This window comes from Streptomyces sp. NK08204 (genome assembly GCF_020400585.1).
Classification (GTDB): domain Bacteria; phylum Actinomycetota; class Actinomycetes; order Streptomycetales; family Streptomycetaceae; genus Streptomyces.
In genome coordinates this window covers 499,561-512,522 of the sequence record NZ_JAINVF010000001.1, presented here as the reverse complement: position 1 = coordinate 512,522, position 12,962 = coordinate 499,561, and the positions used below count along the sequence as shown (strand labels likewise).

Sequence of the window (12,962 nt, the reverse complement as noted above, 5' to 3'; positions counted from 1 at the left end):
GGGTGAACCGAGGACACAAGGCAGCGGACCGGCGCCGGATCCGGGACGACTTCATGGCCGGGACGCCCCCGCAGAGCCGTAGCCAGATCGCTCGACGCCGCGGCCTGTCACGCCAGGGGCAAGCATGACGCGCCGCGGGAAGGCGTGCGTCCGCTGTCTGCGCCCGCCCCAGCCTGCTCCACCCCATTTCATGACGAGGTCAGCGGCAGGCCCACCAGTGCGGCGAGCACGACGATGCCCACGGCCAGCCAGGCGACGTAGTCGCCCACATGGCCGGAGTGCAGGCGGCGCAGCCCCGCCAGCGCTGCCGCGCCCGGACGCAGCAGGGCGTGGACGGCGGCGAGCGAGCGCGGCGGCCAGACCGTCAGGCAGGCGAGGGCCACAGCGACGGCGACCGACAGGACGTCGAGGGCGACACCGGAGGCGGTCCAGTCCGTGTGCAGGACATACGGTGCGGGGGGCGGTGCGGAGCCGGAGAGCGACCGGGCGATGTAGGCGGTGCGGTCGGTGAAGGCGAGCGCCGCATGCCCGAAGGCGGTACCGCTGTAGGGCAGGAGGCCGATCGCGAGTGGGGCGACGATGAGAATCACGACGGCGGTGAGCATCGTGCGGGGGATGGTACGCAGTGGTTCCGTTTCCCGTTCCTCTTCCGAGCCCGTGGTGCGTTCACCGGGGTGCTCCTGCCCACCAGCGTGTTCTTCGGCCCGCCCCCAGCCGAGGTACACGTGCATGCCCGCGCGCAGCACCGCCGCCCCCGTCACGCCGGAGACGAGGACGAACAGTGCCGGCATCCAGGGGTAGCCGGCGACCGTGAGGGCGTCTTCTGTCACCGCCTTGCCCAGCCCGGTCGCGAAGGGGGGCAGTCCCGCCAGGCCAAGGGCCGCGGCGAAGTAGAGCCACGCGGCCGGGCCGGCGTTCCTGCCGCGGCCGTGCAGGGCGTGTTCGTCGACGTTGCCGTGCCTGGCCAGCAGGACGCCCACGAGCAGGAACAGCGCCGCCTTCACTCCCGCGTGGCCCACCGCGTACAGTGCGGCGCCGGCCGTGCCGTCCGGGTCCAGGCAGGCGAAGCCGAGGGTGAACAGTCCGACGTGCGCGATCGTCGAGTAGGCCAGCAGCCGCTTGAGGTGGCGCTGGAGGAAGCACATCACGGCGCCCACCACCGCCGTCAGCGCGCCGAGGACCAGGAAGGCCCGGCGGATGTCGTCGTGGGGGAGGGTGGAGCCGAAGACCACCCAGTACACCCGGGCGGTGCCGTACAGGCCCAGCTCCACCATGACGCCGGAGAACAGCACGCACACCGGGGCGGGGGCGACCGCGTGCGCGTCGGCGAGCCAGAAGTGGAAGGGCACGAGGGCGGCCTTGACCAGGAAGCCCGTGACGATCAGGACGAAGCCCGCCACGACGAGGGCGTCCGGCCGTTCGGCCGGCCGGTGACCGAGCTGGGGAAGGCCCAACTGCCCGTAGCGGGAGTACAGCATGCCAATCCCTGCCAGGGAGAGGTACGCGCCGAGGGAGTTGACCATCGCGAAGTTGAGTCCGCCCTGGACCGCCGTGGCGTCCTCGATCTTGATTCCGGTGAGCGCGTAGGCGACCGCGCCCATCAACTCGAAGAAGACGAACATGTCGAAGACGTCGCCGGAGAGGCAGAACCCCTCCATACCGGCGAGGAAGAGCAGCATCAGCGCGTGGAAGTGGCCGTGCTCCGGGGCGTAGTAGTGCCAGCTGAACAGCAGCGCGGAGCTGACCAGACCGCCGATGAGCACGGCGAGGCCGCCGCTCATGGTGTCCGCGACGAGGGGGATGCCCACCCCGACGCCGTGCGTGGGCCGCCACGCGCCGGTCCAGCTCACCGTGCGTTCGCGGGCGGCCTGGACCAGCACCGCAGTCGCGCAGCCGGTCACGGCGACGGCGCAGCCGCCGGCCAGCACGTCGAGCACCCTGTGTGGCAGCCGGCCGCCGAGGGCGATCAGCAGGCAGGCGACGACGATGGGCAGGGCGATGACGAACGGCAGCAGTTGTGCGGCGGACGGTGCCACGTTCAGCCCCTCAGTGCCCGGAGTTCGTTGGGGTCGACGGTGCGGTGCCGCTTGTTGATCTGGATGGCCAGCGCGAGGAGCAGGGCGGTGACGGTGGCCGCGACGACGATGTCGGTGAGGGTCATCGCCTGCACCACGGGATCGACGACGTTCCGGTTGGGCTTGGTCGTGGAACCGAAGACCGGCGCGGTCGCGCCCCGCTGATAGCCGACGGCGAGCAGCAGGACGTACGTGCCCGACTGGCATACGGACAGGCACACGATCGCGTGCACCATGTTGTGGCTGCGACAGATGCCGTACGCCCCGGTCAGCAGCAGCCACGCCGCCACGCAGTAGGGGTAGATACTCATCGGCCGCCCTCCTCCTCGACGCCGTGCCGGCCGTTCTGCCCGCCGGCCGAGATGGTGAGGTCCGCGGTGAAGAAGTGGGTGAGCACGACGACACCACCGCAGGCCACCTCCACCCCGACGAGAGCGTTCAGCACCGGGACCGTCCCGGCGGAGAACAGGCTGCCGAAGGAGCCCAGGGGCAGCACGTTCTCCAGGAACGCAGTGCCGGCCAGGATGCCGATCAGACCCATGACGGTGAACATCCCGGCGCCGAGCGCCTCACCGACGTCGAACACCCCGACCGGCCGCAGTCGCTCCAGTGCCCCGTAACTGCCGGCGAGGTACAGCAGGTGGACGCCGGTCGCCAGGACGACACCGCCCTGGAAGCCGCCGCCCGGAGTCAGATGGCCGTGCGCCACGACGTCGATCCCGACGATCAGGGTGACGGGCAGCAGCAGGTATCCCACCAGCCCGGTCGCCTCGAGCGTCCGCCCGCCGTGCGGCGGACGCCGCTTCCTCTCATGCTCCGTGGGTCGCAACAGTGCGGCGACGCCGACCACCGAACCGAGCAGGATCGTCTCCTCGCCCAGCGTGTCCAGGGCCCGCTGGTCGAAGTTGACCGCTGAGACCACGTTCGCGGTGGTGTGCCGCACCGCCGCCGGCACTGCCAGGTCCCGGTACAGGTGGACGGCCGAGCCGAACGCCGGCATCCGCAGGAAGGCCAGGACCAGCAGCGCCGCCAGCGCCGAGGCGGCCAGCAGGTAGACGGTGACGCGGCCGCGTTCGTTCACTCCTCGTCCTTTCCGGCTCCCCGCCCGGAGGCGTGCTGGTCACGGCGGATCCGGCGAACGGCGAGCATGACCATCAGCGGGACCAGCGCCGCACCGACGCCCAGTTGGGACAGCGCGACGTCCGGCGCCTGGACTGTCACGAAAAGGACCGTGAGGGCCAGCCCGAACATCGACAGGCTGACGGCCTGCCGCTCCGGTGAGTGCGAGGCGACCACCGCCGCCCCCAGCGCGCCGACCAGGGTCAGCGCTACCGCGATGATCGGCGTCACCACGACGAGTCCTCGCCGATGAGACCGGCGCGCTGGGCCATGACCCGGGCGGTCGCGGCCTCCAGCACCGGGGCGCTCAGGGCGAGCAGGGCGACGATCAGGATGTCGAGGCCGGCGGTGAGCCCCCAGCCGTTCTCCAGCACCAGCCCCGCTCCGATCAGGGGAGCACCGAGCGAGGTGGCGGGGGTGAGGAAGTGCAGACGGGTGAAGGAGTGCCGCATGCCGAGTGCGGCGAGTGCCGAGGCCACGACGACCACCGTGCCGCCGGCCTCGCAGACCAGCGCGGCGACATGGCCGGGCCCGCTCATGACTCCTCCGCAGGGTCTGCGAGCAGCCGGGTGAAGACCAGCGTCCCGGCGAACGACAACAGCACCATCACCAGCGGGACGATGAGATAGGACGGCTGTTGCAGCCCCTGGATCAGCAGCAGGAGGAAGAGGACGGCCACCGTGCTGCCGATCTCCACCCCGATCAGTCGCTCCACCGCCTCGCCACGGACCGACAGCAGCGCGGCGGGCGGCAGGCCCCCGGCCAGCAGGGCCAGCGCACCGATCAGCCACGCGTTCACCGGGTGACCGCCTTCTCCACCAGAGAGGTGGTGTCGGACAGGGAGTGCACCACCAGGCAGTGCCGCTCGGGGTCTCCTGCGAGGACGTATGTGCCCGGCGTCGCGGACAGGCCCACGGTGGCCAGCGCTCGACGGGCGGCTGCCACCGCTTCCGGCGTGTCATGCGGCAACGCGATCTCGCGCAACTTCCCCGGCGGACGCTCACTGCGGGCATGGCGGACGGCGGTCCACAGGACCCGCCCGGTGTCGGCGACCACTGACGGTGGCAGCACGACGGCCCACCGGATCCAGCCGGCCCGGGGCCGCCAGCAGCCTCCGACGGCCAGGCGCCCGGCGCGCGCGGCGACGGCGGACGGCAGCCCGCACGCCGCCGCAACCATCAGATCGGGCAAGGTGACGGACGACAGCGTCAGCAGCCAGACGCCGACGGCCGCCGCCCACCACCACCACACAAGCTCAGCAGCCCGGACCACCGCCACACCTCCGACCGCCTACACGCTCGCCCTGTCCGCGCCCGGCAGCTCCGGCAGATTTCCGCGCGGATCGATCGACTTCGTGCCTGGGCAGCCACCTCGCGGCAACGGCGGCTCACTCTCCCTGACCCATGCTCACCGCAGCCGGCAGCGCACCTTGAGGTGCGCGTACCACCATCCTGGCCGCTGAACGAACGCAGCCCGCGCAGCCGTGATGGGCAGTCACCCGAATGCCCGTCGCCGACACCCGACTGACGGGATCCGTTCGGTGAGTGAGGCGAGGGAGCAGCCGCGGCATCAAGACCGCCGAGAGGACCTGTGCTTCTGACCGCAGTCACAGTCGAAGATCCCTGTTCCCGGACGGCTTCGCCCGTACACCTGCTCGCGTACGGCGTCCACACGTCCTGTTCACGGCGCGAGGGGCGGATGCGCCAGCCGGGGCAGGCCGATGGTGCCCAGAGCGACCAGGACGTCCTGGTGGTGGTCGGTGCGAGGCAGCGGGGGTGGCTGCGCCGGGTGCTGCGGTCCTCGGTGAGCCGGGTACTGGCTGGCCCACGCCACCTGTCCGGTCCTTGCGGTGCCGCCCTCACCGCTGGAGGCCGGGCTCAGGGCCGTGCACCGCCGTCACGTCCTGGGGCTGAGGCTGGACACGCGGCGGATGCTGAGGGAGTTCGAGACGGTTCCGCCCAGGGCCTGAAGGCTCGTGCGGGCCCGGCTGCTCATGTCGTGACGGCGGATGTGCGCTCGGACTCCGCTGGGCGGCGTTGGGGTGCCGTCGGCAGGGTGAGGACCATGGTGAGGCCGCCGCCGGGGGTGTCCTCGGCGTTGAGGGTGCCGCCGATGGCCTCGGCGAAGCCGCGGGCGACCGCGAGGCCGAGGCCGACGCCGGCGCCGCGGGGTGAGTCGCCGTAGCGCTGGAACGGTTCGAAGATGCGGGACTTGGCCTCGTCCGGGACGCCGGGGCCGCGGTCGACGACGCGGACCTCCACGCGGTCAGCTATGGCACTGGCGGAGACGAGGACCGGTTCGCCCGGCGGGCTGTACTTGACCGCGTTCTCCACGACGTTGGCGACCGAGCGCTCCAGCAGGCCCCGGTCCACGTCGACCATGGGCAGCGTTTCCGGGATGTCGAGGTCGACGTTGTCCTCGGGTACGCCGCCGAGCGCCATGGGGATCACCTCGTCCAGGTCGGTCTCGCGGATGATCGGTGTGACGGTGCCGGTCTGGAGGCGGGACATGTCGAGGAGGTTGCCGACGAGGTGGTCGAGACGGTCGGCGCCCTCCTCAATGGCTGCCAGGAGCTCCGCCTGGTCGGCCTCGGACCATTCGACGTCGTCCGAGCGCAGGGAGGTGACGGCGGCCTTGATGCCGGCGAGCGGGGTGCGCAGGTCGTGGCTGACGGCCGCGAGCAGGGCGGTGCGGATGCGGTTGCCCTCGGCCAGGGCCTTCGCCTCGTCGGCCTTCTGCTGCAGGCGCTGGCGGTCCAGCACGACGGCGGCCTGGGCCGCGAAAGCGGCCAGCACCCGGCGGTCCTCGGCGGGCAGGACACGGCCGGAGAGGGCCAGGGCCAGGTGGTCACCGACCGGGACGTCCACGTCGGCTGCGTCGGGGGTGGTGCAGGGGCGGGGGCCGATGCTGCCGGCGCAGGTCCAGGGAGCGACGTCGTTCTCGCGTTCCAGCAGGGCCGCCGACTCCATCCCGAAGGTCTCGCGGACCCGGTCCAGCAGTGCTTCCAGGGTGGTCTCGCCGCGCAGGACGTTCCCGGCGAGGAAGGAGAGGATCTCCGACTCGGCCCGGAGCCGGGCCGCCTGGTGGGTGCGGCGGGCGGCCAGGTCCACCACGGACGCGACGGAGACGGCGACGCCGAAGAAGACCGCGATGGCGACGATGTTCTTCGGATCGGCAATCGTCCAGGTATGGACCGGCGGGGTGAAGTACCAGTTCAGCAGGGCGGATCCGACCACCGCCGAGGCCAGCGCGGGGAAGAGCCCGCCGAGCAGCCCCGCCGCCACCGTCATCGTCAGGAACAACAGCATGTCGTTGGCGAGCCCGACGTCCGGCACAACGCTGCTCAGCAACCAGGTCAGCAGCAGCGGTCCGGCGATTCCGGCCAGCCAGCCCCAGATGAGCCGGGCCCGGCCGAGCCGCGCGCCCCTGGCGGCGACGGGTAGTGCTCGGCCCTTGCCGACCTCGTCGTGGGTGATGAGGTGCACGTCGAGGTCGGGGCCGGAGTCCCGGGCGACGGTGGCGCCGACGCCGGGACCGAAGACGTACTGCCAGCCCTTGCGGCGCGAGACACCGAGCACGATCTGGGTGGCGTTCACGCCCCGCGCGAAGTCGAGCAGGGCGGCCGGTATGTCGTCACCGACCACGTGGTGGAAGGTGCCGCCCAGGTCCTCCACCAGGGTGCGCTGGACCGCGAGTTCCTTCGGGGAGGCGGAGGTCAGGCCGTCGCTGCGGGATATGTAGACGGCCAGGACCTCGCCGCCCGCGCCCTTCTCGGCCAGGCGTGCGGCGCGCCGGATGAGCGTACGGCCCTCGGGGCCGCCGGTGAGCCCGACCACGATCCGCTCGCGCGAGCCCCAGATCTTGGAGACCCGGTGCTCGCTGCGGTACTCGGTCAGGTATTCGTCGACCCGGTCGGCCACCCAGAGCAGCGCCAGCTCACGCAAGGCGGTCAGGTTTCCGGGGCGGAAGTAGTTGGAGAGCGCCGCGTCGACCTTGTCCGGCTTGTAGATGTTGCCGTGCGCCATACGGCGCCGCAGGGCCTGCGGGGACATGTCGACCAGCTCGATCTGGTCGGCTCGCCGGACGATCTCGTCCGGGACGGTCTCCTGCTGTCGAACCCCGGTGATCGACTCCACGACGTCACCGAGCGATTCCAGGTGCTGGATGTTGACCGTGGAAATGACGTCGATCCCGGCGGCGAGCAGTTCCTCCACGTCCTGCCAGCGCTTGGCGTTGCGCGAGCCTGGGACGTTGGTGTGCGGCAGCTCGTCCACAAGCGCGACCTGGGGGCGGCGCGCGAGGACGGCGGCCACGTCCATCTCGGTGAAGACGCTGCCCCGGTACTCGATCTCCTTGCGCGGCACCTGCTCCAGACCGTGCAGCATCACCTCGGTGCGCGGCCGGGCGTAGTGCTCAACGAAGGCGACGACACAGTCGGTGCCCCGCTCCACTCGGCGGTGCGCCTCGGAGAGCATGGCGTAGGTCTTGCCGACGCCGGGTGCCGCGCCGAGGTAGATCCGGAGCTTGCCGCGTGCCATGTTCACCCTTCGAAGCGGTAGCCCATGCCGGGCTCGGTGATGAGATAGCGGGGATGGGACGGGTCTGTTTCCAGTTTGCGCCGCAGCTGGGCCATGTAGACGCGCAGGTAGTTGGTCTTGTTGCTCTGGGAGACGCCCCACACCTCCTGGAGCAGCTGCTTCTGGGTGATGAGCCGGCCGGGGTTCGTCACCAGCATCTCCAGCAGGTGCCACTCGGTCGGGGTCAGCCGTACGTCCCGCCCGTCCCGTACGGCCTTCTTGGCCAGCAGGTCGAGAGTGAAGTCCTCCGTCTCGACCAGCGTGGTCTCGGGCACGAGGGGCGTGTCCCCGGTGCGGCGGACGGCCGCTCGCAGCCGGGCCAGCAGCTCGTTCATGTTGAACGGCTTGGTGACGTAGTCGTCGGCGCCCGCGTCGAGGGCCGCCACCTTCTCGTCGGACGACTGACGTGCGGACAGGACCATGATCGGAACGCGGGTCCAGCCGCGTAGGGCCCTGATGACGTCGACGCCGTCCATGTCGGGCAGGCCGAGGTCGAGCAGGACCACATCCGGCTGGCGGGCCGCCGCCAGACGGAGCGCGGTGGCCCCGTCGGGGGCGGCGTCGACGCCGTAGTCACGTGCCTGCAGGTTGATCACGAGGGCCCGTACGAGCTGCGGGTCGTCCTCCACCACGAGCACCCTGGTCATGGGTGTGTGCCTCTCCTGTCGTCATGACAGCGGAAGTCGACGGACCCGGGATCTCCCTCCGGCCGCCGACTCCCACGCATGTCGCGTAATCCCGTCAGTGCTTCGCCAGAAGGTCCTTGAGCGCGATGTTGAGCGCCAGGACGTTGACGTGCGGCTCACCCATGAATCCGAGGGTGCGGCCGTCGGTGTGCTCCCTGACCAGCTCCTGCACCTGGACAACGGGCAGGCCGTTCGCCTTGGCCACGCGGCCCACCTGAATGCCGGCGTAGGCCGGGGAGATGTCCGGGTCGATCGCGGAGGCAGAGCCGGTCACCGCGTCCTTGGGCACCTCGGACTGGGGTACGCGGTTGAACTCGGCGACCCGCTTCTTCGCGTCCTTGACCATCTGCACCAGCTTGGGGTTGCCGGCGCTGAGCTGGCTGGAACCGGTGGTCAGCGGGTCGTAGTTGCTGTTGGACGGGCGGGGCTGGAACCACTTCGGGTCCGGCTTGTCGGTGCCCTTGATGTTCCAGCTCTGGCCGATCAGTGAGGAGCCGACCTCCTTGCCGCCGGCCTTGACGATCGAGCCGTTGGCCTTGCTGCGGAAGGCCGCCTGGCCGATGCCGGTGACGACGAGGGGGTAGACGATGCCGGTCACGACGGTGAGGACGAGCAGCATGCGCAGGGCGGCCCACGTCATACGGCCGACGTTCACAAAGGAGTTGTTCATGTCCTTCACCCGATCCCGGGGATGAGCGAGATGAGCAGGTCGATGATCTTGATGCCGATGAACGGCGCGATCAGGCCGCCCAGACCGTAGATGCCGAGGTTGCGGCGCAGCATCTTGTCCGCGCTCATCGGCTTGTACTGAACGCCCTTCAGGGACAGCGGCACCAGCGCGATGATGATCAGCGCGTTGAAGACGACGGCCGACAGGATCGCGGAGTCGGGCGAGGACAGGTGCATGATGTTCAGCTTGTCCAGGCCCGGGTAGACCGCCGCGAACAGCGCCGGGATGATCGCGAAGTACTTCGCGACGTCGTTGGCGATGGAGAACGTGGTCAGCGCACCGCGCGTGATCAGCAGCTGCTTGCCGATCTCGACGATCTCGATGAGCTTGGTCGGGTTGGAGTCGAGGTCGACCATGTTGCCGGCCTCCTTGGCGGCCGACGTACCGGTGTTCATCGCCACGCCGACGTCCGCCTGGGCGAGCGCGGGCGCGTCGTTCGTGCCGTCACCGGTCATCGCGACCAGCTTGCCGCCGGCCTGCTCCCGCTTGATGAGCGCCATCTTGTCCTCGGGAGTGGCCTCGGCGAGGAAGTCGTCGACGCCCGCCTCCTCGGCGATCGCCTTGGCGGTCAGCGGGTTGTCACCCGTGATCATGACCGTCTTGATGCCCATGCGGCGCAGTTCCTCGAACCGCTCCCGCATGCCGTCCTTGACGACGTCCTTCAGGTGGATGACCCCCAGCACCCGGGCGCCCTTGTCGTCGTGGACGGCGACCAGCAGGGGCGTGCCGCCCGCCTCGGAGATCCGGTCGGTCAGCTCCTGGGCGTCCTCGGCAACCATGCCGCCCTGCTCCTTGACCCAGGCGACGACCGAGGCCGTGGCGCCCTTGCGGATCTTGCGGCCGTCGACGTCCACACCCGACATGCGGGTCTGGGCGGTGAACTCGATCCACTCGGCGCCGACCAGTTCGCCCTGGTGGCGCTCGCGCAGCCCGTACTTCTCCTTGGCCAGGACGACGACGGAACGGCCCTCGGGGGTCTCGTCCGAAAGGGAGGACAGCTGGGCGGCGTCGGCCACCTCGGCCGCCGTCGTCCCGCGTACCGGCACGAACTCGGCGGCCTGGCGGTTGCCGAGGGTGATGGTGCCGGTCTTGTCCAGCAGCAGGGTGGAGACGTCACCGGCGGCCTCGACCGCGCGCCCGGACATGGCGAGCACGTTGCGCTGGACCAGCCGGTCCATGCCTGCGATGCCGATCGCGGAGAGCAGGGCGCCGATCGTGGTCGGGATCAGGCAGACCAGCAGGGCCACCAGGACGACCATGCTCAGCTTGGAGTGTGCGTAGTCGGCGAACGGCGGCAGGGTGGCCACCGCCAGCAGGAACACGATGGTCAGCGACGCCAGCAGGATGTTCAGCGCGATCTCGTTGGGCGTCTTCTGCCGGGCCGCGCCCTCGACCAGGTTGATCATCCGGTCGATGAAGGTCTCGCCGGGCTTCGTCGTGATCTTGATGACGATCCGGTCGGACAGCACCTTCGTACCGCCCGTCACCGCGGAGCGGTCACCGCCGGACTCACGGATGACCGGGGCCGACTCGCCGGTGATGGCCGACTCGTCCACGGACGCGACGCCCTCGATGACGTCACCGTCGCCGGGGATGATGTCGCCGGCCTCGCAGACGACCAGGTCACCGATGGTCAGCTCGGTGCCCGCAACCTGCTCCTCGGACGTGCCGTCCGCGAGCAGCCGACGGGCGACGGTGTCGGTCTTGGCCTTGCGCAGGGTGTCGGCCTGGGCCTTGCCGCGGCCCTCGGCGACCGCCTCCGCCAGGTTGGCGAAGATCACGGTCAGCCACAGCCAGGCGCTGATCGTCCAGCCGAACCAGTCGGTCGGGTGCTGGAAGGAGAACACCGTGGTCAGGACGGAGCCGACGAGGACCACGAACATCACGGGGGACTTGACCATCACCCGTGGGTCGAGCTTGCGGAAGGCGTCGGGCAGTGACTTGACCAGCTGCTTGGGGTCGAACAGTCCGCCGCCGACACGGCCTTCGGGAGCCTTGTGCCCGGTCGGCGCGTCCTGGTGGGGCGCGAGGGTGGGAGTGGACATCGAGTCCTGCTTCTTGATTTCTGTCTTCTGCGTGTCGGTGGTCATCACGCCAACCCTTCGGCCAGCGGGCCCAGCGCGAGGGCCGGGAAGAACGTCAGACCGGTGATGATCAGGATCGCGCCCACCAGCAGACCGGTGAACAGCGGCTTCTCGGTCCGCAGGGTGCCCGCGGTGGCCGGGATCGGCTGCTGCTCGGCGAGCGAGCCGGCCAGCGCCAGCACGAACACCATGGGCACGAAGCGGCCGAGCAGCATGCACAGGCCCAGCATCGTGTTGTGGTACTCGGTGTTCGCGGCGAATCCGGCGAACGCGGAGCCGTTGTTGTTTGAGGCGGACGTGTAGGCGTACAGCACCTCGGAGAACCCGTGCGCGTCCACGTTCGTCATCGACGACTGGCCCTTGCCCAGCGCCATCGCCAGCGCCGCACCGACCAGCACCAGGGCCGGGGTGACCAGGATGTAGGCGGCGGCCAGCTTCATCTCGCGGGCGCCGATCTTCTTGCCCAGGTACTCGGGCGTACGGCCGACCATCAGACCGGCGATGAACACCGCGATCACGGCCATGATCAGCATGCCGTACAGGCCGGAGCCGGTGCCGCCGGGCGCGATCTCGCCCAGCATCATGCCGAGCAGCAGCACACCGCCGGAAAGGCCGCCGAAGGAGTCGTGGAAGGAGTCCACCGAACCGGTGGAGGTCATCGTGGTCGACACGGCGAAGGCCGACGAGTTGCCCTCGCCGAACCGCTGCTCCTTGCCCTCCATCGCGCCGCCCGCCAGGTGCGAGGCGGTGCCCGGGTGGGCGTACTCCAGCCAGGTCACGGCGACCACGGCGAGGAACCAGATGATGCCCATCGCGGCGAGGATCGCGTAGCCCTGCTTGACCGAGCCGACCATCGTGCCGAAAGTGCGCGGCAGCGAGAAGGGGATCACCAGCAGCAGGAAGATCTCCAGCCAGTTGGTGAAGCCGTTGGGGTTCTCGAAGGGGTGCGCGCTGTTGGCGTTGAAGAAGCCGCCGCCGTTGGTGCCCAGGTCCTTGATGGCCTCCTGCGAGGCGACCGCGCCGGGGCTGATGGCCTGCTTCTGGCCGGTGAGGGTGGTGATGTGGTGGATGTCGCCGAAGTTCTGGATGGCACCGCAGGCGATCAGGACCACGGCCGCGATCACGGAGAGCGGGATCAGGATCCGGATGATGCAGCGCACCAGGTCGGCCCAGAAGTTGCCCAGGTCGCCGGTGCGGGAGCGGGCGAAGCCGCGCACCAGCGCGACCGCGACCGCGATACCGACGGCCGCCGACACGAAGTTCTGCACGGCCAGACCCATGGTCTGGGTGACGTGGCTCATCGCCACCTCGCCCGAGTACGACTGCCAGTTCGTGTTGGACACGAAGGAGGCGGCCGTGTTGAACGCCTGGTCCGGGCTGATCGGCTTGAAACCGAGCGACAGCGGCAGCTTGTCCTGGACCCGCTGGAGCAGGTACAGGAACAGCACGCTGACGGCGGAGAAGAACAGCACCCCGCGCAGATAGGCCGGCCAGCGCATCTCGGCGTCGGGGTTGGCTCCCACGGAGCGGTAAATCCACCGCTCGACGCGCAGGTGCTTCCTGGACTGGAAGACGGCGGCCATGTAGTCGCCGAGGGGACGGTGCACCAACGCGAGCGCGCCGATCAGCGCGGTCACGAAGAGCACGTCAGCAAGTACGGGACCCATGGCGCCCGCTGCGACAGCAGCTGA

General features: G+C 70.1%; 13 protein-coding genes. All 13 read right to left on the bottom strand.

Annotated elements, in window-relative coordinates; genetic code table 11:
* Positions 1-188: 188 nt before the first annotated feature.
* Entirely contained in the window at positions 189-2,036 is a 1,848-nt protein-coding gene (locus K7G59_RS02195) for a complex I subunit 5 family protein (protein ID WP_225830052.1), read from the bottom strand.
* A gap of 2 nt (positions 2,037-2,038) precedes the next feature.
* Positions 2,039-2,386: a sodium:proton antiporter gene (locus K7G59_RS02190; RefSeq protein WP_225830051.1), complete on the bottom strand. Its 348-nt coding sequence runs from the start codon at positions 2,384-2,386 to the stop codon at positions 2,039-2,041.
* A complete protein-coding gene (locus K7G59_RS02185) occupies positions 2,383-3,156 on the bottom strand; it encodes an MnhB domain-containing protein (RefSeq protein ID WP_225830050.1) in 774 nt (257 codons plus the stop codon). The genes K7G59_RS02190 and K7G59_RS02185 overlap by 4 nt, the downstream gene beginning before the upstream one ends.
* Positions 3,153-3,428 carry a DUF4040 domain-containing protein gene (locus K7G59_RS02180; RefSeq protein WP_225830049.1) on the bottom strand — a complete coding sequence of 92 codons (276 nt, stop codon included), beginning with the start codon at positions 3,426-3,428 and terminating at the stop codon, positions 3,153-3,155. The genes K7G59_RS02185 and K7G59_RS02180 overlap by 4 nt, the downstream gene beginning before the upstream one ends.
* Complete coding sequence (locus K7G59_RS02175; protein WP_225830048.1) at positions 3,422-3,733, bottom strand: monovalent cation/H(+) antiporter subunit G; 312 nt, start codon at positions 3,731-3,733, stop codon at positions 3,422-3,424. The genes K7G59_RS02180 and K7G59_RS02175 overlap by 7 nt, the downstream gene beginning before the upstream one ends.
* Positions 3,730-3,993, bottom strand: a complete 264-nt coding sequence (locus K7G59_RS02170) for a monovalent cation/H+ antiporter complex subunit F (RefSeq protein ID WP_225830047.1) — start codon at positions 3,991-3,993, stop codon at positions 3,730-3,732. Before K7G59_RS02170 ends, K7G59_RS02175 begins: the two co-directional genes overlap by 4 nt.
* Positions 3,990-4,466 (bottom strand): Na+/H+ antiporter subunit E, encoded by a 477-nt coding sequence (locus K7G59_RS02165; protein WP_225830046.1) that lies wholly within the window; start codon positions 4,464-4,466, stop codon positions 3,990-3,992. The genes K7G59_RS02170 and K7G59_RS02165 overlap by 4 nt, the downstream gene beginning before the upstream one ends.
* 408 nt (positions 4,467-4,874) lie before the next feature.
* Positions 4,875-5,027, bottom strand: a complete 153-nt coding sequence (locus tag K7G59_RS02160; protein ID WP_225830045.1) for a hypothetical protein — start codon at positions 5,025-5,027, stop codon at positions 4,875-4,877.
* A 158-nt stretch (positions 5,028-5,185) separates the two neighbouring features.
* Complete coding sequence (locus K7G59_RS02155) at positions 5,186-7,732, bottom strand: sensor histidine kinase KdpD (protein ID WP_225830044.1); 2,547 nt, start codon at positions 7,730-7,732, stop codon at positions 5,186-5,188.
* Between the two features lie 2 nt (positions 7,733-7,734).
* Positions 7,735-8,418 carry a response regulator gene (locus K7G59_RS02150; protein WP_225830043.1) on the bottom strand — a complete coding sequence of 228 codons (684 nt, stop codon included), beginning with the start codon at positions 8,416-8,418 and terminating at the stop codon, positions 7,735-7,737.
* A 94-nt stretch (positions 8,419-8,512) separates the two neighbouring features.
* A complete protein-coding gene (gene kdpC / locus K7G59_RS02145) occupies positions 8,513-9,127 on the bottom strand; it encodes a potassium-transporting ATPase subunit KdpC (RefSeq protein ID WP_225830042.1) in 615 nt (204 codons plus the stop codon).
* A gap of 5 nt (positions 9,128-9,132) precedes the next feature.
* Entirely contained in the window at positions 9,133-11,277 is a 2,145-nt protein-coding gene (kdpB, locus tag K7G59_RS02140; RefSeq protein ID WP_225830041.1) for a potassium-transporting ATPase subunit KdpB, read from the bottom strand.
* On the bottom strand, positions 11,277-12,938 hold the full coding sequence (gene kdpA, locus K7G59_RS02135; protein ID WP_225830251.1) for a potassium-transporting ATPase subunit KdpA: 1,662 nt from the start codon (positions 12,936-12,938) through the stop codon (positions 11,277-11,279). Before kdpA ends, kdpB begins: the two co-directional genes overlap by 1 nt.
* Between the last annotated feature and the right edge of the window lie 24 nt (positions 12,939-12,962).

What these genes read in the sequence shown, in the direction of transcription:
- K7G59_RS02150 (WP_225830043.1), bottom strand. Translation starts at nt 8,418, where the DNA reads ATGACCAGGGTGCTCGTGGTGGAGGACGACCCGCAGCTCGTACGGGCC.
- kdpB (WP_225830041.1), bottom strand. Translation starts at nt 11,277, where the DNA reads ATGACCACCGACACGCAGAAGACAGAAATCAAGAAGCAGGACTCGATG.
- kdpC (WP_225830042.1), bottom strand. Translation starts at nt 9,127, where the DNA reads ATGAACAACTCCTTTGTGAACGTCGGCCGTATGACGTGGGCCGCCCTG.
- kdpA (WP_225830251.1), bottom strand. Translation starts at nt 12,938, where the DNA reads ATGGGTCCCGTACTTGCTGACGTGCTCTTCGTGACCGCGCTGATCGGC.
- K7G59_RS02175 (WP_225830048.1), bottom strand. Translation starts at nt 3,733, where the DNA reads ATGAGCGGGCCCGGCCATGTCGCCGCGCTGGTCTGCGAGGCCGGCGGC.
- K7G59_RS02190 (WP_225830051.1), bottom strand. Translation starts at nt 2,386, where the DNA reads ATGAGTATCTACCCCTACTGCGTGGCGGCGTGGCTGCTGCTGACCGGG.
- K7G59_RS02155 (WP_225830044.1), bottom strand. Translation starts at nt 7,732, where the DNA reads ATGGCACGCGGCAAGCTCCGGATCTACCTCGGCGCGGCACCCGGCGTC.